The sequence below is a fragment of the Micromonospora sp. BQ11 genome (genome assembly GCF_052068135.1).
Taxonomy (GTDB): domain Bacteria; phylum Actinomycetota; class Actinomycetes; order Mycobacteriales; family Micromonosporaceae; genus Micromonospora.
In genome coordinates this window covers 208,429-232,189 of record NZ_JBQHDB010000005.1, presented here as the reverse complement: position 1 = coordinate 232,189, position 23,761 = coordinate 208,429, and the positions used below count along the sequence as shown (strand labels likewise).

24 protein-coding genes are annotated in these 23,761 nt (G+C 74.7%); 16 read left to right on the top strand and 8 right to left on the bottom strand.

Going from position 1 to position 23,761, the window contains the following annotated elements; translation table 11 throughout:
• Positions 1–8: 8 nt before the first annotated feature.
• The 4 genes from ACTMSW_RS13150 to lanKC all read right to left on the bottom strand — a co-directional run bounded on the left by ACTMSW_RS13150 (position 9) and on the right by lanKC (position 6,305).
• Positions 9–1,787 carry an ATP-binding cassette domain-containing protein gene (locus ACTMSW_RS13150; RefSeq protein ID WP_441180862.1) on the bottom strand — a complete coding sequence of 593 codons (1,779 nt, stop codon included), beginning with the start codon at positions 1,785–1,787 and terminating at the stop codon, positions 9–11.
• Positions 1,784–3,511, bottom strand: a complete 1,728-nt coding sequence (locus tag ACTMSW_RS13145) for an ABC transporter transmembrane domain-containing protein (protein WP_441180861.1) — start codon at positions 3,509–3,511, stop codon at positions 1,784–1,786. Before ACTMSW_RS13145 ends, ACTMSW_RS13150 begins: the two co-directional genes overlap by 4 nt.
• A 73-nt stretch (positions 3,512–3,584) precedes the next feature.
• On the bottom strand, positions 3,585–3,704 hold the full coding sequence (locus ACTMSW_RS13140) for a SapB/AmfS family lanthipeptide (RefSeq protein ID WP_013734295.1): 120 nt from the start codon (positions 3,702–3,704) through the stop codon (positions 3,585–3,587).
• A 6-nt stretch (positions 3,705–3,710) separates the two neighbouring features.
• Complete coding sequence (gene lanKC / locus ACTMSW_RS13135; RefSeq protein ID WP_441180860.1) at positions 3,711–6,305, bottom strand: class III lanthionine synthetase LanKC; 2,595 nt, start codon at positions 6,303–6,305, stop codon at positions 3,711–3,713.
• Between the two features lie 158 nt (positions 6,306–6,463).
• Here lanKC and ACTMSW_RS13130 point away from each other — a divergent pair, with 158 nt between their 5' ends.
• Positions 6,464–7,408 carry a diacylglycerol kinase gene (locus ACTMSW_RS13130; RefSeq protein ID WP_441181059.1) on the top strand — a complete coding sequence of 315 codons (945 nt, stop codon included), beginning with the start codon at positions 6,464–6,466 and terminating at the stop codon, positions 7,406–7,408.
• A gap of 574 nt (positions 7,409–7,982) precedes the next feature.
• Positions 7,983–9,383, top strand: coding sequence for a class I adenylate-forming enzyme family protein (locus ACTMSW_RS13125; protein ID WP_441180859.1), 1,401 nt, complete (start codon positions 7,983–7,985; stop codon positions 9,381–9,383).
• Here the strand turns inward: ACTMSW_RS13125 and ACTMSW_RS13120 are convergent.
• Positions 9,311–10,030 (bottom strand): 4'-phosphopantetheinyl transferase family protein, encoded by a 720-nt coding sequence (locus tag ACTMSW_RS13120; RefSeq protein ID WP_441180858.1) that lies wholly within the window; start codon positions 10,028–10,030, stop codon positions 9,311–9,313. The two genes, ACTMSW_RS13125 and ACTMSW_RS13120, sit on opposite strands and share 73 nt — an antisense overlap.
• 15 nt (positions 10,031–10,045) lie before the next feature.
• On the opposite strand from ACTMSW_RS13120, the gene ACTMSW_RS13115 reads away from it, so the two are divergent.
• Genes ACTMSW_RS13115 through ACTMSW_RS13060 form a run of 12 tightly spaced genes read left to right on the top strand, consistent with a single transcriptional unit; the run spans position 10,046 to position 21,184 of the window.
• The gene (locus ACTMSW_RS13115) at positions 10,046–10,312 is read left to right on the top strand and encodes an acyl carrier protein (RefSeq protein WP_441180857.1); all 267 of its coding nucleotides are present in this window, start codon (positions 10,046–10,048) and stop codon (positions 10,310–10,312) included.
• Positions 10,312–10,557 carry an acyl carrier protein gene (locus tag ACTMSW_RS13110; RefSeq protein WP_441180856.1) on the top strand — a complete coding sequence of 82 codons (246 nt, stop codon included), beginning with the start codon at positions 10,312–10,314 and terminating at the stop codon, positions 10,555–10,557. The genes ACTMSW_RS13115 and ACTMSW_RS13110 overlap by 1 nt, the downstream gene beginning before the upstream one ends.
• The gene (locus ACTMSW_RS13105; RefSeq protein WP_441180855.1) at positions 10,550–11,626 is read left to right on the top strand and encodes a beta-ketoacyl synthase N-terminal-like domain-containing protein; all 1,077 of its coding nucleotides are present in this window, start codon (positions 10,550–10,552) and stop codon (positions 11,624–11,626) included. The genes ACTMSW_RS13110 and ACTMSW_RS13105 overlap by 8 nt, the downstream gene beginning before the upstream one ends.
• On the top strand, positions 11,623–12,177 hold the full coding sequence (locus ACTMSW_RS13100; RefSeq protein ID WP_441180854.1) for a beta-ketoacyl synthase chain length factor: 555 nt from the start codon (positions 11,623–11,625) through the stop codon (positions 12,175–12,177). The genes ACTMSW_RS13105 and ACTMSW_RS13100 overlap by 4 nt, the downstream gene beginning before the upstream one ends.
• A complete protein-coding gene (locus tag ACTMSW_RS13095) occupies positions 12,174–13,790 on the top strand; it encodes a class I adenylate-forming enzyme family protein (RefSeq protein WP_441180853.1) in 1,617 nt (538 codons plus the stop codon). The genes ACTMSW_RS13100 and ACTMSW_RS13095 overlap by 4 nt, the downstream gene beginning before the upstream one ends.
• Positions 13,787–15,022 carry a beta-ketoacyl-[acyl-carrier-protein] synthase family protein gene (locus ACTMSW_RS13090; protein ID WP_441180852.1) on the top strand — a complete coding sequence of 412 codons (1,236 nt, stop codon included), beginning with the start codon at positions 13,787–13,789 and terminating at the stop codon, positions 15,020–15,022. Before ACTMSW_RS13095 ends, ACTMSW_RS13090 begins: the two co-directional genes overlap by 4 nt.
• 55 nt (positions 15,023–15,077) lie before the next feature.
• Positions 15,078–16,166 (top strand): 4-hydroxyphenylpyruvate dioxygenase, encoded by a 1,089-nt coding sequence (hppD, locus tag ACTMSW_RS13085; RefSeq protein ID WP_441180850.1) that lies wholly within the window; start codon positions 15,078–15,080, stop codon positions 16,164–16,166.
• On the top strand, positions 16,163–17,092 hold the full coding sequence (locus ACTMSW_RS13080; RefSeq protein ID WP_441180849.1) for a phytanoyl-CoA dioxygenase family protein: 930 nt from the start codon (positions 16,163–16,165) through the stop codon (positions 17,090–17,092). Before hppD ends, ACTMSW_RS13080 begins: the two co-directional genes overlap by 4 nt.
• A 1-nt stretch (position 17,093) precedes the next feature.
• Positions 17,094–17,885: a DUF3050 domain-containing protein gene (locus ACTMSW_RS13075; protein WP_441180848.1), complete on the top strand. Its 792-nt coding sequence runs from the start codon at positions 17,094–17,096 to the stop codon at positions 17,883–17,885.
• Entirely contained in the window at positions 17,882–18,850 is a 969-nt protein-coding gene (locus tag ACTMSW_RS13070) for a thiamine pyrophosphate-dependent dehydrogenase E1 component subunit alpha (RefSeq protein WP_441180847.1), read from the top strand. Before ACTMSW_RS13075 ends, ACTMSW_RS13070 begins: the two co-directional genes overlap by 4 nt.
• Positions 18,851–19,822 (top strand): alpha-ketoacid dehydrogenase subunit beta, encoded by a 972-nt coding sequence (locus tag ACTMSW_RS13065; protein ID WP_441180846.1) that lies wholly within the window; start codon positions 18,851–18,853, stop codon positions 19,820–19,822. It begins immediately after the preceding gene.
• A 3-nt stretch (positions 19,823–19,825) separates the two neighbouring features.
• Positions 19,826–21,184 (top strand): hypothetical protein, encoded by a 1,359-nt coding sequence (locus ACTMSW_RS13060; RefSeq protein ID WP_441180845.1) that lies wholly within the window; start codon positions 19,826–19,828, stop codon positions 21,182–21,184.
• Between the two features lie 32 nt (positions 21,185–21,216).
• Here ACTMSW_RS13060 and ACTMSW_RS13055 read toward each other — a convergent pair whose 3' ends face one another.
• Complete coding sequence (locus ACTMSW_RS13055; RefSeq protein WP_441180844.1) at positions 21,217–21,936, bottom strand: SGNH/GDSL hydrolase family protein; 720 nt, start codon at positions 21,934–21,936, stop codon at positions 21,217–21,219.
• 96 nt (positions 21,937–22,032) lie between these two features.
• Between ACTMSW_RS13055 and ACTMSW_RS13050 the strand changes: the two genes are divergently transcribed.
• Together ACTMSW_RS13050 and ACTMSW_RS13045 are read left to right on the top strand one after the other, a co-directional pair.
• The gene (locus tag ACTMSW_RS13050; RefSeq protein WP_441180843.1) at positions 22,033–22,530 is read left to right on the top strand and encodes a dethiobiotin synthetase; all 498 of its coding nucleotides are present in this window, start codon (positions 22,033–22,035) and stop codon (positions 22,528–22,530) included.
• Positions 22,531–22,539: 9 nt separating this feature from the next.
• On the top strand, positions 22,540–22,707 hold the full coding sequence (locus ACTMSW_RS13045; protein ID WP_441180842.1) for a hypothetical protein: 168 nt from the start codon (positions 22,540–22,542) through the stop codon (positions 22,705–22,707).
• Here ACTMSW_RS13045 and ACTMSW_RS13040 read toward each other — a convergent pair whose 3' ends face one another.
• A complete protein-coding gene (locus ACTMSW_RS13040; RefSeq protein ID WP_441180841.1) occupies positions 22,708–23,349 on the bottom strand; it encodes an HAD family hydrolase in 642 nt (213 codons plus the stop codon).
• A 10-nt stretch (positions 23,350–23,359) separates the two neighbouring features.
• Positions 23,360–23,758, bottom strand: a complete 399-nt coding sequence (locus ACTMSW_RS13035; RefSeq protein WP_441180840.1) for an MmcQ/YjbR family DNA-binding protein — start codon at positions 23,756–23,758, stop codon at positions 23,360–23,362.
• Between the last annotated feature and the right edge of the window lie 3 nt (positions 23,759–23,761).

Here is a 23,761-nt window from a genome sequence, read left to right as displayed (position 1 = left end):
GCCCGCGCTCAGGGCCGGCCCAGCGGTACGCCGGACGGCACCGCCACGTGCTCCCACAGCCCGACGAGTTCCCGGTAGGTGGGCGACCGGGCCGGCAGCTCCTCGTGGGTGCCGAGGACCTGCCGGTCGCCGTCGAACACCAGCACCCGGTCCGCGCGGGTCGCCGAGCTGATCCGGTGCGCGACGACCACCAGGGTGCCGGGTCGACGGGCGAAGGCGTCCTCGACGGTCGCCTCCAGCACCGGGTCCAGGTGGCAGGTCGCCTCGTCGAGGATCACCAGCGGCGCCGGCGCGAGGTAGGCCCGGACCGCGGCGACGAGCTGCCGCTCCCCGGCGGAGAGGGCTGCCGGGTCGATCTCGGCCGCGAGACCACCGAGGCGGGCGATCAGGGGGCGGGCTCCGAGGGCGTCCACCGCGGATTCCAGGGTGGCCTCGTCGGCGTCCGGACGCAGGTAGCGGAGGTTGTCGGCGAGGGAGCCGGTCCGCACGTACGCCTCCTGCGGCACGAGGACGCGCAGCCGGGCCAGCGCGGCCGGCGCGAGTGCGGCGACCGGCGCGCCGGCCAGGTGGACCGTGCCGGAGTCCGGCTGCGCCAGTCCGGCGATGAGCGCGGCCAGGGTGGACTTGCCGACGCCGCTCGGTCCGACGACCGCCAGGTGCTCCCCGGCGGCGAGCGCCAGGGTGAGGTCCGCCAGCACGGGTCGGGCGTGCGGACCGTACCGGAAGGTCACACCGGACAGCCGGACCGCGGGCGTGGCGGCACCGCCCGGTGCGGCGTGGGCGCCGGGCCGGGGCGCGGGACGGGCACGGCCGGGCGGTCCGGCCGACTCGACGGTCGGGCAGGCGCGCAGGATCCGGTCGAGCGTGACCGCGTAGCGCAGCCCGCCGCCGCCCACGCCCTGCACGACCGCGTGCAGCGCCGGCTGCAGACCCGTCGTGACGTACACCAGCGCCCCGAGCACCGCGCCGGTGCTCAGCCCGTTCCGCACCAGCCACGGCACGGCCAGGAGCAGCACCACCACCGGCAACCAGCCGCCCAGCCCCAGACTGAGGCTGCGCAGCGCCGCCATCCGGGCCAGCGTCCGGTCGGCGTGTGCCTGCGCGGTCACCCGCCGGCCGACCTCGTCCACGACGCGGTCCTGCGCCCCGCAGGCCACCACGTCCCGGTGCCCGCCGAGGGCGGTCGCGGCGGCCCGGCCGAGTTCCTCGCCGGCCCGTACCTGCGCCCGCTGGTGCGCCACCATGGCCGGCAGGCCCGCCGCGAACACGACGAGGCCCACCAGCAGGGGGGCGGCCACCGCGCCCGCCAGCAGGGGCGCCAGCGTGAGCAGGCCGAGCAGCGCGGAGCCGGCGGTGAAGAGGAAGCCTCGGACCACCATCAGCAGGCCGCCGAAGGTGTCCCGGACCACCTCCACCTGGTGGGTCAGGCGGGTGACCGCGGCGCTGTCCGCGCGGCCGCCGGCCCGGGTGGCCTCGTGCAGCGCCGCGTCGACCACGCGGGTCGTCAACTCGTCGCGGAAGGGTTCCACCACCGCCCCGAGGCTCCGGTACACCTGCCCGGTGCCGACGGCGCCGACCAGCACGGCCACGGCGAGCCCGCCCAGCCAGGCCAGGCCGGTGCCGAACCGGCCGGCCAGGAAGCCCTGGTCGACGGCGCGGGCGACGAGCACGCCGCCCAGCAGCGCCGGAACCGACTCGACCCCCGACCAGGCGGCGAGCCGGCCCAGCTGCCGGCGGCGGGCGCGCAGCGCGTCCCAGGTGGTCCGGCGTACGCCCGGGCGGCTCACCCCTGGTCACCCCCGGCGAAGACCGCCCGGTAATCCGGATCGGCCCAGAGCCGGCGGTGCGGCGCCAGGGCGCGCAGACGCCCCGCGTCCAGCCAGGCGACCAGGTCTGCCGCGGCGGCCGTCGTCGTCCGGTGGGTCACCACCAGTCGGGTACGACCGCCGGCCCGGTCCGTCAGCGTCCGGGTGATCCGGTGCTCGGTGGCCGTGTCCAGGCTGGACGTGGCGTCGTCGAGGACGAGCAGGCGCTCGGCGGGGAACGCGCGGGCCAGTCCGAGCCGCTGCGCCTCACCTCCGGACAGCGGGGCGTCGACCAGCCGGGTGCGGAAGCCGTCGGGCAGGCGGGCGACGACGTCGGCCACCTGCGCCGCCCGGGCCGCCGTCAGCACCGCCGCCGTGGCCGGTGTGCCGTCGTCCGGCGGCCGCGCCACCGCCGGGGGCAGTCCGAGCCCGATCGCCTCGTGCACCGTCTCACCGACCAGCGCCGGCCGGTCGAAGGCGTGACCGACCGCCCGGCGCAGCGCCGCGCGGCTCAGCCCGCGCAGCGGCACCCCGTCCAGCAGCACCTCGCCGGTGTCCGGGTCGTACAGTCGCCCGGCCACCGCGGCGAGACTCGACTTGCCGGCGCCGGAGCGGCCGACGACGGCCACCGTGGCGCCGGCCGGAACGGTGAGGTCGACGCCGGCCAGGACCGGCCGCCCGTCGTCGGTGTGGAGGCCGACCCCGCGCAGCCGCAGCTCCCCACCCCCGGAGGGCAGCGCCTGGTCGCCCTCGGGACGGGGCGGGTGGGCCAGCGGCTCGGCGATCCGGCGGGCGGCCGCGCGGCTGCGCACCAGACGGTTGAGGGTGGCCAGCACCGCGCCGAGACCGGCGCCGAGGGCCGCGTACTGCACCGCGGCGACCAGTTCCCCCGGCGTGATCCACCCGGCGGTCAGCGCGTAGCCGCCGACGGCCACCACCGCGACCTGGAGCAGCGGGCCGACGGCGGCGGTGCGTCCGCTCGCCCTCGCCAGCAGCCGCCAGCCGCGGTGGCCGTGGTCGCGGAGTTCCGGCAGGGCCGCCAGCACCCGGTCGCGTTCGGAGTCGACGGTGGCGGCGGCGGCGATGGTGCGGGCGCCGCCGAGCGCCTCCAGCAGCCGGCCGGCGACGCCCCCCAGCACCCGCTGGTAGTCGGCGACCGCTGCGGAGGCGTCGGTGACGAAGGCGCGCATGAGGACGGCGAGCAGGGCCAGCCCGGCGAGCAGCGTGACGCCGAGCAGCGGCTCGATCAGGGTGAGTGCCACGACGCTGCCGACCGGGGGAAGCAGCGCGACGAGGCCGAGCACCACGGCGGTGCCGGCCTGTCCGGCGTCGGCGGTCTGGCCGACGAGCCGGCTGACCAGGTCGCCGACCGGGTATCGGCGAACCGTGCGCACGTCGACGGCGAACAGGTGCCGTAGCAGGCGCCGCCGCAGTCGCGCCGTCGCGCGGGCGGCGCCGTAGCCCCCGGCCAGGTCCCCGAGGATGTCGGTGAGGACGAGGACGGCGACCAGGCCGCAGGCCGTGGCGGTCCACCATGCCGAACCGTCGCCGTCGACGGCGGCGTCGACGGCGAGCCCGAGGGCGGCGGGTAGGGCCAGTTCGGTGGCCGCGCCGACGAGCGCGACCGCGACGAGCAGGACCGTCCATCCGCCGCCGTCGCGGACCACCCGCCGCAGGAGCCGGTCGGGGTCGGTCAGCGTCGGCATCGGTCCTCCCGGAAGAGACGTGCGGCCCTGGGCGGATACGTCTATCCGCCCAGGGCCTCGCGTGGTGACCTGATCAGTTGCAGGTCGTGACGGACAGCGAGCTGTCGCCGCAGAGCAGCAGGCTCGCCCGGCTACCGCCGCCGGTGCGGTCGGCGGGGGCCATCTCCAGGCCCTGAAGGTCGAGAAGCGCCATGTCGTGTCACCTCCTCCCGTGCTGGTCGGTCGGGTCGGTCACCCTCGCTGACGCGAGGGGGTCTCGGGCGCCCGTGAGGGGCGTGAGGAACGGCAGCGCCGCCGGGGTCTCGTGCCGCGCGGCGGCCAGCGCCAGCAGCACACCGGCGGCGCCGGTGCCGAGGTCCATGGACAGCCGCAGCAGCTGCTCGCCCGGGAAGGCGGTGCCGTCGCGGTAGGGCATCGCGTGCCAGGCCAGCCGCTCGACCTGGGCGGTCAGCTCCCGCCGCCGGTCGGGGTCGTCCGGGTACGCCGCGAGGTAGGTGATGATTCCCGCGCGCCCGGCGAAGAGGCCGGACTGGGCGTAGAACGGGGAGCGGGCCGCCCGGAACACCCCGGCGCTCGCCTCGGCGAACCGGTCGTCGGCGCGGTGCCGCAGGTACTGGTCCAGCACCAGCCCGATGCCGACGCTGCCCTGTCCCAGGTAGGGCATCGTGCGCCAGCCCTCGTTGACCTCCAGCGCACCGTCGGGGCGGGTCACGCAGCGGCGCAGGTCCTGCCGCAGGGCGGTGGCGGCGTGGTCCAGCAGGGCCGGGTCGCCGGTGAGTTCGTACAGCCGCAGCAGCAGCAGCGCCGGGCCGGTCCGGCCGCGCAGCAGCCCGGCATACGGGTGCCGCCCGCCGCTGACGTCCGGTCCGGGGTCGTCGGCGAGGTGGTCGACGACCCGCTCGGCGGCCCGCCAGGCCGCCTCGCGCAGCGCCGGTTCACCGGTGCGTCCGGCCAGCTCGGCGAGGTTGAGCGCGATCCCGGACAGTCCGCTCGCGAGGCTGTGGTCCAGGCCGGTCCAGGGTTGGCGCTGGCAGATGTCGAGCACGTCGAGGGCGTCCTGGCGGCGGCCGAGCTCGTCCAGGGCGTACGCGACGCCGTGCAGGCCGTCGTAGAAGCCGCACCGGGTGCCCGACGCGGGGTTCGTGGCCCGCCTGACCAGCCACTGTTCGTGGTCCGGCCAGCGACCGGCGCCGCTGCGGTGCAGGGCGTAGAGCACCCCGGCCGCGCCGTGGGCGAGGTTGAGCCCGCCGCTGCGGAACTGTTCGATGTCGCCGGGGAAGAGCCGGTCCTCCCGGGCGGGTGTGGCGCTGGCGAGGATCGCCCGGGCGATCTGGTCCTCGTGGACCGCGCCGAGGGGTTCCGTCCCCGGCTCGATGACGGAGGGCGGGGGAGCGCCGGTGATCTCCTCGACGGCGGCGTCGAGGAACTCCCTCGGCACCGGGAAGTGCGCGGCGATGACGTCGGCCAGGTGCGCGGCCTTGGCCGGCGCCAGGCGGACCAGCTGGGTCAGGGGCAGGAACAGGGCCAGCCGGAGGCACGCCAGGGCGTACCGGTCGACGGCCGGCCCGGTCCGGTCCCGCGGCGCGGCGAAGCCCTGGTTGCGCAGGCCCGGTCGGCGGTGGCCGTCGACGGGGGCGGCCACCTCGAAGTCGACCAGGGCGATCCGGTCGTCCGGGCGGACCATGACGTTGAACAGGTGCAGGTCGCCGTAGACGAGCCCGCGCTCGTGGATCGCCCGGACGACCTCGTCGACCTGGCGGTGGACGTCCAGCGCCCACCGGGTGTACGCGGCGCGGTCGTCGTCGGTGGCGTCGGCGTCGATCAGCGGGTACCGGTCGACCAGGACCTTGTTCAGCGGTCGGCCCTCGATGAACTCCAACGCGAGGAACCGGTGCTCGCCGAGGGTGAACTCGTCGTGCACCCGGGGCACCTGTGGCAGGTCGGCGAGCCGGCGCAGGGCTTCCGCCTCGCGGACCAGCCGGGTGACCGCGTCGGCGCCGTCGGCGTCCAGGCCGGCGTGCGGCCGGGCCTCCTTCAGCACCACCTGGGTGTCGGTACGCAGGTCCCGGCCGACGTAGAGGCCGCCGCCGTTGGAGAAGTGGATGACCTTCTCGATCCGGTACGGCACCTCGTCGGTGCTGGTGGCGTTGCGGGCGTCCAGGTGCGGGCCGAGGAAGTCCGGCAGGGTGACCCAGGACGGTACGTGGAAGACCGGGTCGCGGCGGTCCGGCACCAGCGTGCCGGTGTCGTCCTCGATCGCCGGAACCACCTGCCCGTCGGGGGAGTGGCAGTACCGCGCGGCGAAACCGCCGTAGCGTACGTACACCGGGCCGGTTCCGAGGCGCAGGTCGCTGAGGATGTACGGACCGGACTCGCCGCGCAGCAGCTCGTCGAGCTCCTTGCAGGTCACCTCCAGTTCCGCCTCGTCCCGGGGGTAGACGGTCAGGAACTTTCCGCTGGCCGCCCGGGTGGCGTACTTGGAGTTGCGCAGCAGCAGGGTGCGCGGACCCCGGAGAAACTTGAAGGACAGTCCACGGGGGACGCAGTAGTCCCAGACCGTGTCCAGCACCCGTTCGGCGTTGGCCAGGGTCGCCGACACGTGGATCTTCCAGCCCTGCTGCGGCAGCGTGCCGCCGTCGGGTGCGTAGATGAGCCAGTCGTCGAGCGGTTCGCTGCGCCAGCCCTCGGGGACCGGACGGCGGGCCGCGGCGAAGGTGGGCTGCTCGACCGCGCTGCCGAGCGAGTCGTAGAACAGTCGGTCGGCGGCACAGTAGCTGTCGTAGCGCTCGTCCACCGTGACCACTCCCTCCGCTGTTCGGCTGACCTCGCGATCCTGCTGACGGATCTGAGTCTGTCCGTTCGGGGTATGGCGGTTCCAGTGCGTTCAGTCATGCAGGCGGATGCGTGCCACACGGCCGGTCGTGACAAATGTCAGTTGCGTCGAGCGGTACGGTGCTCGCCGTGACCGCAGACGATCACCGCTCCGCCGCGCCGGCCGTCCCGGACGGGCCCGTCGCCGTCCTGGCCAACCCCACTGCCGGCCGGGGACGGCACCGGGGGCTGCTGCCCCGACTGCTCGACCGGCTCGGCAGCGCCGGCCGGCCGGTGCGGCTGTTGGAGGCACGGTCCGCGGAGGAGGCCGAGGCGGTCTGCCACGAGGCCGTGACCGAGGGGATCGGGGCGCTGGTTTCGGTCGGTGGTGACGGCACCGTGCACCGTGCCCTCCAGGCGGTCGCCGGCACCACTGTTCCCTTCGGCCCGGTGCCCGCGGGCACCGGCAACGACTTCGCCCTCGACACCGGCTTCCCGGCGGACCCGCTGGCCGCGGCGGACGTGATCGCGGCGGCTCTGCTCGAGGGGCGGACCAGCCCGGTCGACCTGGGCCGGATGACCGGCGCGGACGGCACGGTCCGCTGGTACGGCGCGGTGCTCGCCGCCGGCTTCGACGCGATCGTCAACGAGCGCGCCAACCGGATGCGGTGGCCGCGCGGTCCCCGCCGGTACGACCTGGCGATCCTGGTGGAGTTGGCCCGGCTGCGGCCCCGGCGGTACACGCTGCGCCTGGACGGGGTGAGCCACGAGCTGGACGCGGTGCTGGTGGCCGTCGGCAACGGCGCCTGCTACGGCGGGAGGATGCGGATCTGCCCGGCCGCCGACCTGACCGACGGGCTGCTCGACGTGGTGGTCGGCGGCCGGTTCGACCGGCGTACCCTGCTGCGGGTCAAGCCACGCATCTACGCCGGCACCCACGTCGAGCACCCGCTGGTGCGCAGCTTCCGCGCCCGGACGGTGGAGCTGTCGGCCGAGGGCATCACCACGTACGCCGACGGGGAGCGGGCCCTCGACCTGCCGGTGACGATCACCGCCGTCCCGGGGGCCGTCCACCTCCTGCGCTGAGTACCCCCGTACCGCCCCCCGGGGGTGGTGACGCCGAGCGCTGTCGAACTGATGTCGGGGATGGATCAGCCGACCCCTCACCGGGTGTGGACCCGTCGCTCGACCTGCCGCAGCGGTGAGAGCATTCGTGGCTCAGGTCGACAGTGCCACGACGAACCCGGGGACGCCCTTCGTCGGCGCCCACCCCGTACCGCATCCTCGACGGCGTCGGCGGGCGCGGGCCGGCACCCACGTCGCCGATCGCGTGCGTGCGGAGCCCGACCATCCTCCTAACGGTCCGTGCGCCGTCGCTGACGGACGGTGCCGCTCGCCCGATCGGTCGGGCTCGCGGCGACGGTCGGCGTCCGGGTCGTGCCGGACGCACGAGGGGGCATCCGGCGGTGTCGCGAAGCCGGCGTACGCGCCCGATCCTGCCCGTCGGATCGAGCCGCGACAATCCGGCCGGCCGCTCTTTCTGATCTAGCCATTTGCATCTAGCAATGGATCTGACGGCTGTCGTAGGGTTCCCGCAGCACCCCGAAAGAAGCTTCTTATGGGCGGATTCGCCCTCATTCATGCTGGGCGGTGAGCGGTAGTGGTCAGGCAGTCGTCGACCGAAGATCCTGAGGCGACCGACCCGGGGTGGGTTGACGAAGTGTTGTTCACCGGCCGTTCGACCGATGTTTGTCTCAGTCTGCCCGAGCCAGTGGACCGGGCGACCCTGCGGCGGTTGGTGAGCGCCGCGCAGGAGCGTCTGACCGCCGCCGGACTGCGCGCCGGCGGGGCCGCCGCGCTGCGCATGCCACCCTCCCTGGCGTACGTGGTGAACCTCCTCGCGACGTGGCGCACCGGGGCGCAGGCGATCCTGCTCGACCACCGGCTCACCGGCCACGAGGTGGACCGCGCGCTGGAACGCCTCACCCCACAGGTGGTCGTCGCTCCGGTCCGCACCGGCGGCGGCGCCCTGCGGGTGTTCGTCGACGTGACCGAGGGCGTCACCCCGTACGCCGACCGTCCCGCCGTCAGCGGACACGCGGTGATCCAGCTCAGCTCGGGCTCGACCGGCGCGTCCAAGGTGATCGGCCGGACGGCGGAGGACCTGGTCGCCGAGGTGCACCGCTACACCCGCATCGACGGGGTGGCCCTGCCCGGCGAGCGGATCGTCCTGCTGCCCTCGATGGTGCACGTGCTGGGCCTGGTCGGCGGCCTGCTCTACGGCCTGCACGCCGGTGTGGAGCTGGTCCCGCCGGAGCGGCTCAGCGGCGACGCGGTGCTGGCGGCCATCGCTGCCGCCGACAGCCCGGCGACGGTGCTCGGCGTGCCGTTCCACATCGGACTGGTCACCGCCACCCGGCCAACCGGGCCGCTGCCGCAGTTCCGGCGGATGACCACCGGCGGGGAACTGGTCCCGGCGGCCGTCGCCCGTGCCTTCACCGACCGGTTCGGCGTGCCCCTGGGCAACATGTACGGAATGACCGAGGTCGGGGTCATCGGCACCGACCTGCACGGGCGGCACCGCCCGTCGATCGCGCCGGCGCCCGGCATCGAGGTGCGCGAGGTCGACGGCGAACTGCACGTCAGCTGCCCCGCGTCGCCGTACGTGGGGCTGGCCGACCCGACCCGGTGGTCCGACGGCTGGCTGCACACCCGCGACGCCGGCACCGTCGACGAGGCCACCGGCCTGGTCACCGTGCGCGGCCGGCTCGACTCCCAGGTGTCGGTGGGCGGCCTGAAGGTCGACCTGACCGAGGTCGAGACGACCGTCGCCGACCTGCCCGGGGTGGCCACCGCCGTCGTGGTCTGGGACGGCGGGATCACCGCGTACGTGCAGCCGGACGGGCCGCTGTCCGAGGAGGTGCTGGACAAGCTGCTCGCCGAGCGGCTGGCCGGCTACAAGCGTCCCCGCACGCTGCACCTGCTCGATCAGCTGCCCCGCACCACCACCGGCAAGCTGGTCCGCTCGGTCGACGCGCTGCGGACGGCGGTCACCCGGTGACCGGTCCCCTGCACCACCTCGACGACGACGTCGACCCCGTCCTCCGCACCGACCACCGCCACCGCGAGCACCAGCTCCCCGTCCACCCGGGGATGCCCGACCCGTACGTCCGGCCGGGCCGGCACCAGCCGCAGCAGCGGCCCCGCGCCGCCGGGGACCGGCACGCGCCGGCGCAGCCCGCCGTCGCGCAGCCCGACCCCGAGCGCCTTGCCGACGGCCTCCTTCGCGGTCCACAGCCGCAGGAAGTCCGCCGCCCGGGTGTCCTCCGGGCGGCCGGCGACCCAGGCCGCCTCGTCCGCGGCGTACCAGCGCTCGGCCAGGGCCGGCGCGGGCAGCGGACGCAGGCGCTCCACGTCGACGCCGACCGGCCCGCGCGCCCGCGCGGCCGCCACCACGAACCCGTCGGTCCGGCTGACGCTGACCGGCAGGACGACCGACCCGGTGGGGTCACCGTCGGACGGTCCGCCGACGCGGACGACGGGACTTCCACCGGGTCGGTGACCCAGCACCAACCGCTCGGCCGGGGCGCCGAGCAGGGCGACACCCAGCCGCCGCAGCAGCGGCCCGGACGGAGCCGGCCGACCGCCGGCGTACCGACCGACGCACACGTACACGGTGTCCCGACCGGGCACCGGTAGTTGGCTCACGGAAAGAGGTTAACCATGAGAGCCGAGGTCCGCGCCTTCGTCATCGAGCAGCTCGCCGACATGAACTACGACGTGGAGGACATCGACGACGACACCACCCTCGGCCCGTCCGGGGTGGACCTGGAATCCCTCGCCCTCGCCGACCTCTCCGTCCGGGTCGAGGACCGGTACGGGCTCACGTTCGCCGAGGACGAGTCGGAGAAGCTGGCCCTGATGACGGTCGGCGAGTTCACCACGATGGTCGCCGACCGGGTCGCCGGGGCGACGAGCGACCACTCCTGATGGCCGGTCAGCCCGACCTGGGGCGAGCTGACCTGGTGACCATGCTCGCCGAACTGAGCGCACGACCCGCCGCCACGGTGCCCGACCGGATCGGCTCGATGGAGCTGGCCTGGCTGGTGCACCTGGTCGAGCAGCGTTACGACCGGCGGCTCGACCTCACCGACGACCAGCTCGCGGGCGTTCGGACGGTCGACGATGCCCTGGCGGTCTTCCGGACCTCCCTGACCGACTCCGCAGATGGCTGAGCGGGGGCCCGTCCAGCTCACCGGTGTCCACGCGACGAGTGCCCTCGGCAGGGGAGCCGAGGCGCAGCTGGCGGGCGTCCTCGCCGGGTCGCCGGCCTTCGGACCGGTGGGCCGCTTCGACACCGGTTTCCGCCGGGTCGACGCGGCCGCCACCCTGCCCGACGTCGGCGACCTGGCCGCCGAACTCGCCGAGGCCGTCGACGCCGCCTGCGCCGACGCCGGTCTGGACGCCACCCGACGGGCCGGCACGGCCCTGCTGCTGGCGTTGCACGGCGGCGTGGGGGTGCCGGAACTGGCCACCGCGCTGGCGCAGCGGAGCGGCCTGGGGGGCGGCACCCGCGCGTACACCACCGCCTGCGTCTCGGCGACCAGCGCGGTCGCCGACGCCGCGGCGCTGGTCGGCCGCGGCGACCTGGAGCGGGCGGTGGTCGCCGCCGGCTACCTCGTGGAGCCCGACCAGTACGCGCTCTTCGACACCGGCCGGGCCCTGGCCACCGACGGCGCGGTCCGCCCGTTCAGCGCCGGTCGCACCGGCCTGCTGCTCGGCGACGGCGTGGCGGCGGTGGTGCTGGAACGGGCCGACCGGGCCCGCCGTCCGCTGGCCGACCTGCTCGGCTGGGGCCGGGCCGGCGACGCCTTCCACCCCTGCCAGCCCGAGCCGACCGGGCGTGGCCTGGCCCGCGCGACCCACGCCGCGCTGGACCGGGCCGGGCTGAGGCCGGAGGCGATCGGGTACGTCAACGCCAACGCCACCGGCACCGGCGGGAGCGACGCGTCCGAGGCGGCGGCGCTGCGCGCCGTGTTCGGCGCGGCGACGCCGCCGGTCAGCTCCACCAAGGCGTTGCACGGTCACGCCCTGGAGGCGTCCGGCCTGCTCGAACTGGTGGTGACCGTGTTGGTGCTGCGGCACGGGAAGCTTCCGGTGAACGCCGGCTGGCGGGGTCCGGACCCGGACTGCCCGGTGGACGTCATCCTCGACGCGCCCCGGCCCGCCGCGACGCGGCACGCGCTCACCCTCAACGCCGCCTTCGGCGGCGCCAACACCGCCCTGCTGGTGGGTGCCGCGTGAACGAGCGAGGCGTGGCGCCGGCGCGCAGCGCCGGACGGGCGGTGCTCGCGGAGGCGGCGTGGCCGGAGCCGGGGGACGGGCCGCCGCCGCCCCTGCCCGGGTTCGTGCACTCGGACTTCAACCCGCTGGTCGCGGCGGTCGCCGAGCGGTGCCTGACCAGGGCGTACGGGCAGCGGCCGGCACCGGACGGCGCGCGTACCGCGGTCGTGCTGGTCAGCGCCGACGGTGACCGGGCCAGTGCGGCGCACGTACGCGCCACGGTGGCCGACGGAGGGCGACCGGGGCCGCTGTTCTTCTTCCAGTCGGTGCCCAACAGCGTGCTCGGGTACGTGGCCGCCCGCTGGGGGCTGGGCGGGCCGGTGGTCTGCCTCGCGCCGACCGGCGACCCACGACGCGACGGGTACGCCGAGGTCGACCTGCTGCTGTACGACGGCGACGCCGACGCGGCGTTGCTGGTCCTGATCGCACACGCACCCGACGACGGCGGTGCGGGGGACCCCGACCGGGGCCGGGCCGTCGCGGTGCTGCTGGGGGGAGGAGACACACCATGAGGACCAGGGGACTGCGCGGCGCGCTCGCCGCCGACGAGCTGATCGGCGCGGGCAACGTCCTGAGCCGGGTGCTGGCGCACGGCGCCGACCCGGACGGGGCGGGCCTCACCTTCGACACCGCCGTCGACGGGCACCCTGCCGAGCATCCGCTCACGCGGGGACAGCTGGACGAGCGGGTGACCGCCCGGGCCGCGTGGCTGCACGAACGCGGGGTGCGGCCCCGTGACCCGGTCGCGGTGTGGGCGACCGCCGCCGCCGACATGGTGCTGAGCTACCTCGCGCTGACCCGGCTCGGCGCGATCCCGGCGCTGATGAACGGCAGGCTGCGGCCGGAGATCGCCGCCGAGTACGTCCGCCGCCTGCGGGGCGTCGGTGTGCTCGCCGACGACGCCCACGTGGCCCTCCTCGCCCGGTACGACCTCGGCGTGCCGGTCATCGGCACGCCCGCCGAGGCGGGCACCGGGGACCCGGCCGCCGCGCCCCCGCACCACCGGCACCACCCGGACGACCCGGTCGTCATCACCCACACGTCCGGCACCACGGGTGTGCCGAAGGCGGTGCTGCACTCGCACGCCAGCCTCTTCGCCGCGACCCGGCACCTGCTGTCCATGCCGCAGGCACAGGGCACCCGCCGGATCCTCAACGCGCTGCCCGCCCCGCACACCGCCACCGTGCTGATGGTCAACCAGGCCCTCGGCAACTCCGCGGAGATGTTCCTCCTGTCCGACCAGGGCGGCGAGCGGGTGCTGGACGCGATCCAGCGGTGGCGGCCCGACGGGGTGTTCGGATTCTCGGTCACGTGGGCGGAACTGGCCCGGTTCGACCTGTCGGCGTACGACCTGGACTCGGTGCGGCTGTGGTTCAACACCGGGGACAGCTCGCACGAGCCGCACATCCGGCGGCTGGTGGCGGTCGGGTCGCGGGACGTCATGACCCGCGAGGGCGTCACCCGCGTGCCCGGGTCGGTCTTCATCGACGGACTCGGCTCCAGCGAGATGGGGCACTCGATGTTCCACGTCACCCACACCCGCGACACCGACCGGTACGGCCGCTGCATCGGCCGTCCCTACCGGTTCACGAAGGTGGCCGTCCTCGACGCGCACGGCGACCCGGTGCCGACCGGCGAGGTGGGCTGGCTCGGCATCGACTCGCCGTCGCTGTTCCGGGGCTACTGGAACGACTCGGTGACCACGTACCGGTTCCGCCAGCGTGGCTGGTACCTGACCGGCGACCTGGTGTACGCCGACGAGGACGGCCGGTACTACCACGTGGACCGGGCGGTCGACGCGGTCGACGCCGGCGGCGGGAAGCGGTTCTACACGGCGCTGTCGGAGGAGCGGATCCTCGCCGCCTGCCCGGACGTCACCGACTGCACGGTGGTCATCGTGCGCGAGGGCGACGCGGTAGTCACCGACGTGCTGCTCGAACTGGCCGCCGGCGCGGACTCCACCGAGGACCGCACCGAGCGGGTCCGTGCCGCGCTCGGCGCGGACGTGGGGGCGACGCTGCGCCGGGTGGTGCCGGTCCGCTCCGACGACATCCCGGTCACCGTCACCGGCAAGGTCCGCAAGGTCGTGCTCCGCGAGCGCTACCTCAGCGAGGCCCCGTCATGACCGTCATCACCGGGATGGGGCTGTTCACCCCGGCCGGACGGGGTGTCGACGCCACGTTCGACGCCCTGTGCGCCGGCAAGTCCGGGCTGAGCCGGCCGCCGGAGGAGCATCCGGTCGCCGGAAGCCTGGAGGTCGCCGGGGTGTTGCCGGACGTCGACGTCCGCACCGTCGCCTCCGGCCCGGAGGCCAAGGTGCTGGACCGGATCGTCGTCCTCGCGCTGCTCACCGCCGCCGAGGCGCTCGCCGACGCGGGCATCGAGGTCGGCCGGGACGTCGACCCGGACCGCGTCGCGGTCGTCGTCGGCGGGGTGGGCGGGATGGCCACCCTGGAGAAGCAGGTGCTGGCGCGGGCCGAGCGGGGCCGGGCGGCGGTCAGCCCGTACCTGCTCACCGGGATCCTGCCGAACATGCCCTCGGCGCGGATCGCCATCCGCCACGGCATCCGTGGTTACAGCTCGTCGGTCGGCACGGCCTGCGCCTCCGGCGCCCAGGCGGTCGCCGACGGGGTCCGGCTGATCCGTGCCGGGGAGGCCGACGTGGTGCTCTGCGGGGCCAGCGAGGCGCCGCTGTTCCCGACCTTCGCCGACACCTTCGGCAACGCCCGGGCCCTCGCCCGGGGGTGGGACGACCCCACGGCGGCCAGCCGGCCGTTCGACCGCCGACGCAACGGGTTCGTGCTCGCCGAGGGCGCGGCGCTGCTGGTCCTGGAACGCGCCGAGCACGCGGCGGCCCGGGGCGTCGGCGCGTACGCCGAGGTCGCCGGTTACGGGGTGACCACCGACGCGTACCACCCGACGGCGCCGCGCCCGGACGGCGCCGGCGCGGCCGAGTGCATGCGGCGCGCGCTGGCCGGCGGCGGCGTGCCCGCCGCCCGGGTCGGCTACGTCAACGCGCACGGCACCGGCACGAAGCTCGGGGACATCGCCGAGACGACCGCCCTCGCGGAGGTCTTCGGCGTCGGCGGGGTCCCGGTCAGCTCGACCAAGGCGCTGACCGGGCACCTGCTCGGCGCGTCCGGTGTGCTGGAGACGGCGGCCACCGCGCTGGCGCTCGGCCGGGGGCTGCTGCCGCCGACGTACAACCTGGACGACCCGGACCCGGCGTGTCCGGCGGACCACATCCGCGCCGAGCCCCGGGCCACGGAGGCGGAGTACGCGCTGACCAACTCCTTCGGGTTCGGCGGCCAGAACGTGAGCCTGCTGCTCGCGCGGGCCGCGCGGACCCGTGGGTGACGACGACACCACCGGCAACGACGACCACGGGAGGAACCGTGGAAAGGGCTGGGACATGGACATCCGTGGGATAGACCACATCGAACTCTACGTGGGGGACGCCCGACAGGCCGCCTTCTACTTCTGCCGGGCGGTCGGCTTCGGTCTGCTCGGCCAGGGGGGTCCGGAGACGGGGCTGACCGGGCAGCGGTCGCTGCTGCTCGGGCAGGCCGACATCCGGATGGTGCTGACCTCCGGGCTCACCGCCGACCATCCGGCGGCGCGGTACGTGCAGCGGCACGGCGACGGCATCGCCGTGGTGGCCCTGGAGGTCGACGACGCCGCCGGGGCGTACGCCGAGCTGCTGGACCGGGGGGCGACCGGGGTGGCGCCGCCGACCACCGTCACCGGTGCGGACGCCGAGGTGGTCACCGCCGAGGTGGGGGGCTTCGGCGACGTGGTGCACCGGCTGGTGCAGCGGCGCGGCGACCGCCGCGACTTCCTGCCCGGGGTGATCGAGGCGCTCCCCGTCGACGGTGACGCCGACAAGCTGCTCGCCGAGATCGACCACCTGGCGGTCTGCGTGCCGCCGGGGCAGCTGGAGGCCACGGTCCGGCAGTACCGGGAGGTTTTCGGCTTCTCCGAGATCTTCACCGAGCGCATCGAGGTCGACGGGCAGGCGATGAACTCGACGGTCGTGCAGAGCCCGTCGGAGCGGGTGACCCTGGTGCTGCTGGAGCCGGACACCACCGGCCGGGTGGGGCAGATCGACGCGTTCCTGGACCAGCACGCCGGAGCCGGGGTGCAGCACCTCGGGCTGCGCACCGACGACATCGTGACCGCGGTGGAGGCGCTGGCCCGGCGTGGGGTGCGCTTCGCGGGCACCCCGGGCAGCTACTACGACGCCCTGGAGGCGCGGGTCGGCCGGGTCGACGCGCCGCTGGACCGGCTGCGGGACCTCGGCGTCCTCGTCGACCGGGACCACGGCGGGCAGCTGTTGCAGATCTTCACCGAGTCCATGCACGTGCGCCGGACGCTCTTCCTGGAGCTGATCGAGCGGCGCGGGGCGCGGACCTTCGGCAGCGGCAACATTAAGGCGCTCTACGAGGCCAAGGAACGGGAACTGGCCGCTGCGGCGGTCGTACCGCAGGGGGTGGGGGCATGACCACGACGGAATTCTCGCCGACCTTGACCGCCGAGGAGCAGGCGCTGCTGCCCACCGACGAGGAGGTGGCGTTCTACGCCGAGCACGGCTGGTACCTGTCGAAGAAGCTGCTGACCGACGCCGAGGTCGACGCCCTCGCCGCCGCCGCCGACCGTTACTACGCCGGGGAGCGGGACCGCCGCCTGCCGGTACGCCCACCGAAGCTCGCCTACTGGGAGCCGTCGAAGGGGCCCGTGCAGCGGCACAACGACTACGTCCACCACGAGCACGACGGCCTCGCCGCGATCCTGCGCAAGCCGCTGATCGGGGCGGTCGCCGCGCGGCTCGCGCGGGCCACCGAGATCCGGATCTTCCAGTCCACGCTGATCCTCAAACCGCCGATCGACGGTGAGCCGTCGAACATCGTGCCCTGGCACTTCGACAAGCACTACTGGGCGTCGTCGTCGTCGGAGAACATGCTCACCGCCTTCATCCCCTTCCACGACTGCGGCGAGGAGATGGGCACCATCACCATGGTGGACGGGTCGCACCGCTGGAAGGAGATCGGTGCCGACGACACCGTGGTGCGGCACTTCGCCGAGCGGGACCGCGACCAGCTGGAGGAGATGCTGGCCGAGAACGCCGCCCACAACGGCGCGACGATCCGCAAGGTGCCGATGGTGATCCCCAAGGGGCACATGAGCTTCCACCACTGCCGCACCTACCACGGCAGCGGCGCGAACGTCAGCGGCCGACCCCGCCAGGCGATCTCGCTGCACCTGCAGGACGGTGACAACGCCTGGCGGGAGTATCCGCTCTCCGACGGCGCCGTCGCCGCGTACAACCACGACGTCCTGGTCCGCCGCACCCACGACGGGCGGCCGGACTACGCGGACCCCGAGTACTGCCCGGTCATCTGGCGCCACCGCGCCCAGCAGGGAGGCTGACATGTCACGGTACGACTGGGGTAAGACCCACCCGGGAATCGAGCGCCTGGAGAAGGCGGTGACAGACCGCCGCGACGTGGTGGTGCAGCACCCGCTCTACGCCAACCTCGACACCCACGAGGCGCTGGTCACCTTCATGGAGCACCACGTCTTCGCGGTGTGGGACTTCATGTCCCTGCTGAAGTCGTTGCAGCGGCAGCTCACCTGCGTCACCGTGCCGTGGATCCCCACCGGCCCGACCGGCAGCCGCCGCCTCATCAACGACATCGTCATGGTCGAGGAGAGCGACGAGCTGGGTGACGGCTACATCAGCCACTTCGAGCTGTACGTGCAGGGCATGCGGGAGGCCGGCGCGGACACCGCCGCCGTGGACGCGCTGATCGACCTGCTGCGCGCCGGCCGGCCGGTCACCGCCTCGCTGGCCGAGGCCGGCGTGCCCGGCCCGTCGGCGGCGTTCGCGGCGACCACCTGGCGGATCATCGAGACCACCCCGGTGCACTGCCAGGCCGCCGCGTTCGCCTTCGGCCGGGAGGACCTCATCCCCGACATGTTCACCCAGGTGGTCGCGGTCAACGAGCGCAGCCGGCGGCTGCACAAGTTCGTCGACTACCTGGAGCGGCACATCGAGGTCGACGGCGAGCAGCACACGCCGATGGCGATGCAGATGCTCGCCGACCTGTGCGGCGACGACGACGTCAAGTGGCAGGAGTGCGCCGACACCGTCAACACCGCGCTCGCCGCCCGGGCGAAGCTGTGGGACGACATCCTGGCCGCGATCAAGGGTCGCGGGTGACCCGGTACGACCCGGTCCGGCTCTACCGGACGGTCCGGCTGATCCGCCGCTTCGAGGAGCGGGCGATCGGTCTGGTCCGTTCCGGGCACATCGTCGGCGGCATCCACCCCTACCTCGGTCAGGAGGGGATCGCCGCCGGTGTGTGCGCCGCGTTGCGCGCCGACGACGTGGTGGCCGGCACCCACCGCGGGCACGGGCACGTGCTCGCCAAGGGCGCCGACCCGGCCCGGATGTTCGCCGAGCTGTGCGGCCGGGAGACCGGGCTGAACCGGGGCCGGGGTGGCTCGATGCACGCCGCCGACTTCGGCGTCGGCGTACTGGGTGCGAACGCGATCGTCGGCGCGTCCGGGGCGATCATGACGGGGGCGGTGTGGGCGGCCCGTCGCCGGGGCGGCGACGTCGTCGGGGTGAGCTTCTTCGGCGACGGCGCCGTCAACGAGGGGATGCTGCTGGAGGCGTTCAACCTGGCCGCGCTGTGGCGGGTACCGGTGCTGTTCGTCTGCGAGAACAACGGTTACGCCACGACCATGCCGGTCGACGGCGCGGTGGCCGGCACCATCACCGGCCGGGCCGAGGCGTTCGGCATGCCGGCGTCCGTCGTGGACGGCCAGGACCCCGAGGAGGTACGCGCCGCCGCGGCCGCCGCCGTCGCGCGGATGCGCGCCGGCGGCGGCCCCGAGTTCATCGAGGCCCGCACCTACCGCTTCGACGCCCACCACACCTTCGAGCACGCCGTACGGCTGGACTACCGCCCGCCGGACGAGGTGACCCGCGGTCGGTCCCGGGACCCGGTGGAGATCGCCGGGGCGCGGCTGGCCGACGCCGAGCGGGCGGCGGTGGACGCCGAGGTCGAGGACACCCTCGACGCGGCGGTCGAGTTCGCCCTGGCCAGCGCCGAGCCGGACCCGGCCGACGCGCTGGCGTACCTGTACGCCAGCGGCCTGACCGCGCGGGGAGGTGGCTAGGTGCCGAAGCTGTCGTACCGCCGGGCGCTGACCCGGGCGCTCGCCGACGAGCTGGCCCGGGACCCGGACGTGTTCCTGCTCGGCGAGGACATCCGGGTCGCCGCGTCCCACGTCACCGCCGGGCTGCTCACACGGTTCGGGCCCGACCGGGTGCTCGACACCCCGCTCTCGGAGCAGGCGTTCACCAGCTTCGCCACCGGCGCGGCGCTGGCCGGGATGCGGCCGGTGATCGAGTTCCAGATCCCGTCGCTGCTGTTCCTGGTGTTCGAGCAGATCGTCAACCACGCGCACAAGTTCCCGCTGATGACCGGCGGGCAGTGCGCGGTGCCGGTGACCTACCTGGTGCCCGGCTCCGGTTCCCGTACCGGGTGGGCGGGGCAGCACTCCGACCACCCGTACAGCCTCTTCGCCCACGTCGGGGTGACCACCGTCGTGCCGGCCACCCCGGCCGACGCGTACGGCCTGCTGGTGTCGGCGGTGCGCTGCGACGACCCGGTGGTGGTGTTCGCGCCGGCCGGGGTGATGGAGGTCCGTGCCGACACCGACCTCGCCGCCCTGGCGCCGGTACCGCTGGGCCGGGGGCGGGTGCACCGCGCCGGTGACGACGTGACCGTGGTGGCTGTCGGCCACCTGGTCCACGACGCCCTCGCCGTCGCCGACGACCTCGCCGACCAGGTGTCGGTGGAGGTGTTCGACCCGCGCACGCTGTACCCGTTCGACACCGACGGCCTGCTGGAGTCGGTGTCGCGTACCGGGCGGCTCGTGGTGGTCGACGACTCCAATCGGTCCTGCGGCATCGCCGGGGAGGTCATCGCCACCGTGGTCGAGCGGGTGCGGCTGGTCGCGCCGCCGCGCCGGGTGACCCGCCCGGACGGCGCGGTGCTGCCCTTCGCTCCGGCGCTGGACCGGGCCGTGCAGCCGGGCCGCGAGCAGCTGCGATCCGCGATCCAACACGTCTTGAAGGACGGGTGAGACATGCTCGACGTCGACTACCGCTGGCCGTCGGCCGCACGGGCCTGGCTCGACCTGCCCGCCGACGTCCGCGCCGACATGGTGAGCGCCGGGGCGCAGTCCTGGCAGGAGATCTTCGACGGGCGGGCCACGTACAACAAGCAGTGGCGGCTGGCCCGGCCGCCGGTGATGGACGAGACGTCGCTCGGCGTGCTCAACGCCGTCTGCGACCGGCTGGCGCAGCTGATCTTCGAGGCGTGCCGGCGGCGCGCCGGCACGGCGGGGGAGCTGCGGCGGCTGCTTCGGGTGCCGGACGGGGAGACCCGGCTGCTGGACGACGACGAGCCGCTGACCGAGGCGCTGCTCGACGCGTTCCGCCCGGACGTCCTGCTCTCCGACGGCGTGCCCCGCGTCGTGGAGTACAACATCGACTCCAGCCTCGGCGGCGCCTTCGACGCGGACACCACCGTACGGCGGTTCGTCGAGGTCTACCGGCGGCGCGGCCTCACCGACCGGATCCGCCTGGAGGCGGCACCGTCCGCGGTGGACCGCCGGTTCGCGGCGATCCGCTCCGGGCTGGGCCTTGCCGAAGGGGCGCGGGTCGCGATGCTGATCGACTTCGACGCCGAGTACCCGGGCCTCGACGACCCGGAGCGGTTCTTCCGGCTGCTGGTGCCGGTGGTCGACCGGGCCGCCGCCTTCGGCCTGGACCTGGTCATCGCCCCGGTCTCCCAGTTGACGGTGGACGACCGGTCCCGCCTGGTCGCACGCGGCGCCCCGGTCGACGGGGTGTTCCGGCTGTTCGTACCGAACCGGGTCACCCCGAGCGCGGGGGTGGACGCCCTGGAGACGGCCCTGGCCGCCGGCACCGTGCCGATGTGGGTGTCCGCCGCGGCGTGGCTGATCGCCAACAAGGCGGCCTTCGCCTGGCTCTGGGACGACGCCGACGACCTGCCCGCGGTCGACCGGGACCTCGTGCACCGGTATGTGCCGCGTACCTGGACGCTCACCCCGGACCTGCTCGACCGGGCGGTCGCCGACCAGCGTGACCTGGTGTCGAAGCCGGCGGACGGATCGGCCGGGGTGGACGTGCTGATCGGCCGCGAGTGCGATGCCGACACGTGGCGCGCCGGGGTGCGCCGGGCGGCCGAGCGGGGCGGGTTCATCCTCCAGCAGTACGTGCGGGCCGACGACGTCCCGCTGGACTTCGTGCACATCGAGACCGGCGAGACGGTGTCCGCGGACGTTCCGTACAGCATCGCGCCGTACCTGTTCGGTCGTGAGCCGGCGGGCGCCTGCATCCGCACCGGCTTCCCCGGCTGCGACGCCGTCCTCAACCTGGCCCGCGGCGTTCTCCTCAGCGGCCTCCTGGTGGTCGACTGACCCCGCCGCCGCGGTTGATCAAGAGGTTCGCGTCAGGACGCGCCGGTACCGGTGACGCGAACTTCTTGATCAATCGGCTGACCGAGGTGGGTGCCCAGGATCCTGAGGGTCTCCGCTGCCGCGACGGCGTCGCTGCGGGCGCTGCCGTGACGGCCGTCGCTGCTGTAGAGGGACGGGTCGGCCGTGAGCGGATGGTCGGTCAGGTGCACGTGGAGGGTGCCGAGGCGGTCGGCCAGGGCGCGGGTGTGCTTCGCCAGGCGGCGCATGCGCTCGCCGATGCCGGCGCGCAGCGGCTCCGGCACGGCGGGGCTGTGCGAGACGTCGAACATGCCGACCGTGATCACGTCGGCGCCGGCCGCCCGCAGCGCCTCGACCATGGCGGCCAGCTCGGCGTCGACGGCGTCGGCGTCGTACGCCGGCCGGAAGGCGTCGTTGCCGCCGCAGACCACCAGCGCGAGGTCGGGCCGGAACTCCAGCGCCGGAACCAGTTGGGTGGCGCGGACCTGGTGCGCCCGCAACCCCCGCAGGCCGAGGTTGAGGTACGCCAGCTCGGGGCGTACGGCCCGCAGCTCCGCGGCGATCCGGTCGGCCCACTGGACGTCCGGGTACCCCGGCACCGGCTCGCACAGCCCCTCGGCCACGCTGTCGCCCAGCACCACGAATCGCCGCCACGGGTGGTCGCGCAGCAGCGCCGCGCTCTCCCCGGGGCGCAGACACCACGGGTCGGTCGCTTCGGTCAGCGTCGATGGCATGCCCGGCAGGCTAACCGAAGGAAGGGCCCCCTGTTAACGCCTCCGGTAGAGGAAGGGCCCCTTCTTAACACCGACGGGGCGGGCATGATGGACCGCGTGACGCAGGTGGCGGTGTGTGGACCGGCGACCGCGACGGACACCGAGATCGCCCACGCCCGCCGGGTCGGGGAGCTGCTCGCCGAGCGCGGTGCCACGGTCCTGTGCGGTGGCGGGGGCGGGGTGATGGCCGCGGTCGCCGCCGGCGCCCGCTCGCGCGCCGGTCTGGTCATCGGCGTACGCCCCGACGACGGCACCGCCCCCGGCCCCACCGCCGACGTGACGGTCACGGTCGCCACCAACCTGGGTCAGGCGCGCAACGCGGTCCTGGTGTGGAGCGCCGACGCGGTGATCGCCGTCGGCGGCTCCTGGGGGACCCTGAGCGAGGTGGCGCTGGCGATGCGGCGCGGCGGCGTACCGGTGGTGGTGCTCGGCGGCTGGCGGGTCGTCGACGCCGACGGCGGGCCCGTGGCCGGCCCGGTGTCGGTGGCCACGCCCGAGGAGGCCGTCCACCTGGCGCTGCCGCCGGGGCAGTCCGCGGCGCCGGTCGCGCGCTAGCCTTCGCCGGTGCCCATTCCGGTGCGGAGGCTTCTCGCGCCGCTGTTCGTCACCGTCGTCACCGCCTGTTCCGGTCGACCCGCCGTACGCCCGGCCCCGACGGCGTCGCCCGCACCCACGATCGGTGGCGACCGGCCGGCTGACTCACCGCGGGAGCGTCCCCGACCGGCCGGCTGATCAGCCGAGGAGCGCCAGCAGGTCGCCCGGGTGGGCGACCGTCAGGTCGGCGGGGACCTCCGGGTCGTACAGGTGACCCCAGCCCGCCGCCACCGACAGGGCGCCGGCACCGCGGGCCGCGCCCAGGTCCAGGGGCGAGTCGCCGACGTACGCGATCTTCCCGGGCTCGACGTCGAGTCGCCGGCAGGCCAGCAGGACACCCTCGGGGTCCGGCTTGGGCCGGTCCACCTCGTCGCCACCGACGATCACCGCGACGTGCTCCGCCAGGCCGGTCCGCCCGAGCAGGATCCGGGCGGCCTCCGCGCTGGCGCCGGTGAACAGCCCGACCCGCACCCGGCGGGCGGCCTCCGCGAGCAGATCCGCGATCCCCGGGTAGACGGTCACCCGGTCGGCCGTCGCGGCCAGCTCGTGGTGGTAGCGGGCCATGTCCTCCTCGGTGGCCCGGCGGTCCAGCAGCGCGGAGAGCAGGTCCACGGGTGCGCCGATCGAGTAGCCGGCGATGATCTCCTCGTCGGTGTGTTCCCGACCGCCAGCGGCGAGGACCGTCGCCCGGTACGCGGCCGGCACCGCGGCGTGCGACTCGATCAGCGTGCCGTCCATGTCGAAGACCAGCCCCGTCAGCGGGGTTCGCGAGTGTGCCACGGAGTCGAGGCTAACCAGCCGGCTGCCCGGCGCGGTGGGCGGCGGCGAGACGCTTCGGCGCGCGGGCGTACCAGGCCTCGGTGATCAGCTCGGTGAGCTCGTCGACGTCGATGCGCTCCAGCCGGACCAGGACGGCCGGGTAGCCGTCGAAGTGCGGCGTGGTGAAGTAGACGGCCGGGTCGTCGGCGAGCAGGGCCTCCCGGGCACCCAGGTCGGGCACCTGCGCCCCGAGGATCGGGCCGTCGGGCGCGGCGTCACCGAGGGCTTCCAGGTCGGCGCGGCGCAGCGGTCGTTCCCAGACGAAGCCCTTGTCCCGGACCTTCCACGCGGGCAGCCCGTCGTAGGAGGGCTTCTCCGTCGTCTCCGGCAGGCTCGATGCGATCCGCCGCACGTCGTCCCAGGTGGCCACCAC

Bases quoted from the DNA above. Each gene is read 5' to 3' on its own strand.
- ACTMSW_RS13095 (WP_441180853.1), top strand. From the start codon at position 12,174: ATGAGGACCAGGGGACTGCGCGGCGCGCTCGCCGCCGACGAGCTGATC.
- ACTMSW_RS13110 (WP_441180856.1), top strand. From the start codon at position 10,312: ATGGCCGGTCAGCCCGACCTGGGGCGAGCTGACCTGGTGACCATGCTC.
- ACTMSW_RS13055 (WP_441180844.1), bottom strand. From the start codon at position 21,936: ATGCCATCGACGCTGACCGAAGCGACCGACCCGTGGTGTCTGCGCCCC.
- ACTMSW_RS13105 (WP_441180855.1), top strand. From the start codon at position 10,550: ATGGCTGAGCGGGGGCCCGTCCAGCTCACCGGTGTCCACGCGACGAGT.
- ACTMSW_RS13090 (WP_441180852.1), top strand. From the start codon at position 13,787: ATGACCGTCATCACCGGGATGGGGCTGTTCACCCCGGCCGGACGGGGT.
- ACTMSW_RS13145 (WP_441180861.1), bottom strand. From the start codon at position 3,511: ATGCCGACGCTGACCGACCCCGACCGGCTCCTGCGGCGGGTGGTCCGC.
- ACTMSW_RS13060 (WP_441180845.1), top strand. From the start codon at position 19,826: ATGCTCGACGTCGACTACCGCTGGCCGTCGGCCGCACGGGCCTGGCTC.
- ACTMSW_RS13075 (WP_441180848.1), top strand. From the start codon at position 17,094: ATGTCACGGTACGACTGGGGTAAGACCCACCCGGGAATCGAGCGCCTG.
- ACTMSW_RS13140 (WP_013734295.1), bottom strand. From the start codon at position 3,704: ATGGCGCTTCTCGACCTTCAGGGCCTGGAGATGGCCCCCGCCGACCGC.
- ACTMSW_RS13115 (WP_441180857.1), top strand. From the start codon at position 10,046: ATGAGAGCCGAGGTCCGCGCCTTCGTCATCGAGCAGCTCGCCGACATG.
- ACTMSW_RS13080 (WP_441180849.1), top strand. From the start codon at position 16,163: ATGACCACGACGGAATTCTCGCCGACCTTGACCGCCGAGGAGCAGGCG.
- hppD (WP_441180850.1), top strand. From the start codon at position 15,078: ATGGACATCCGTGGGATAGACCACATCGAACTCTACGTGGGGGACGCC.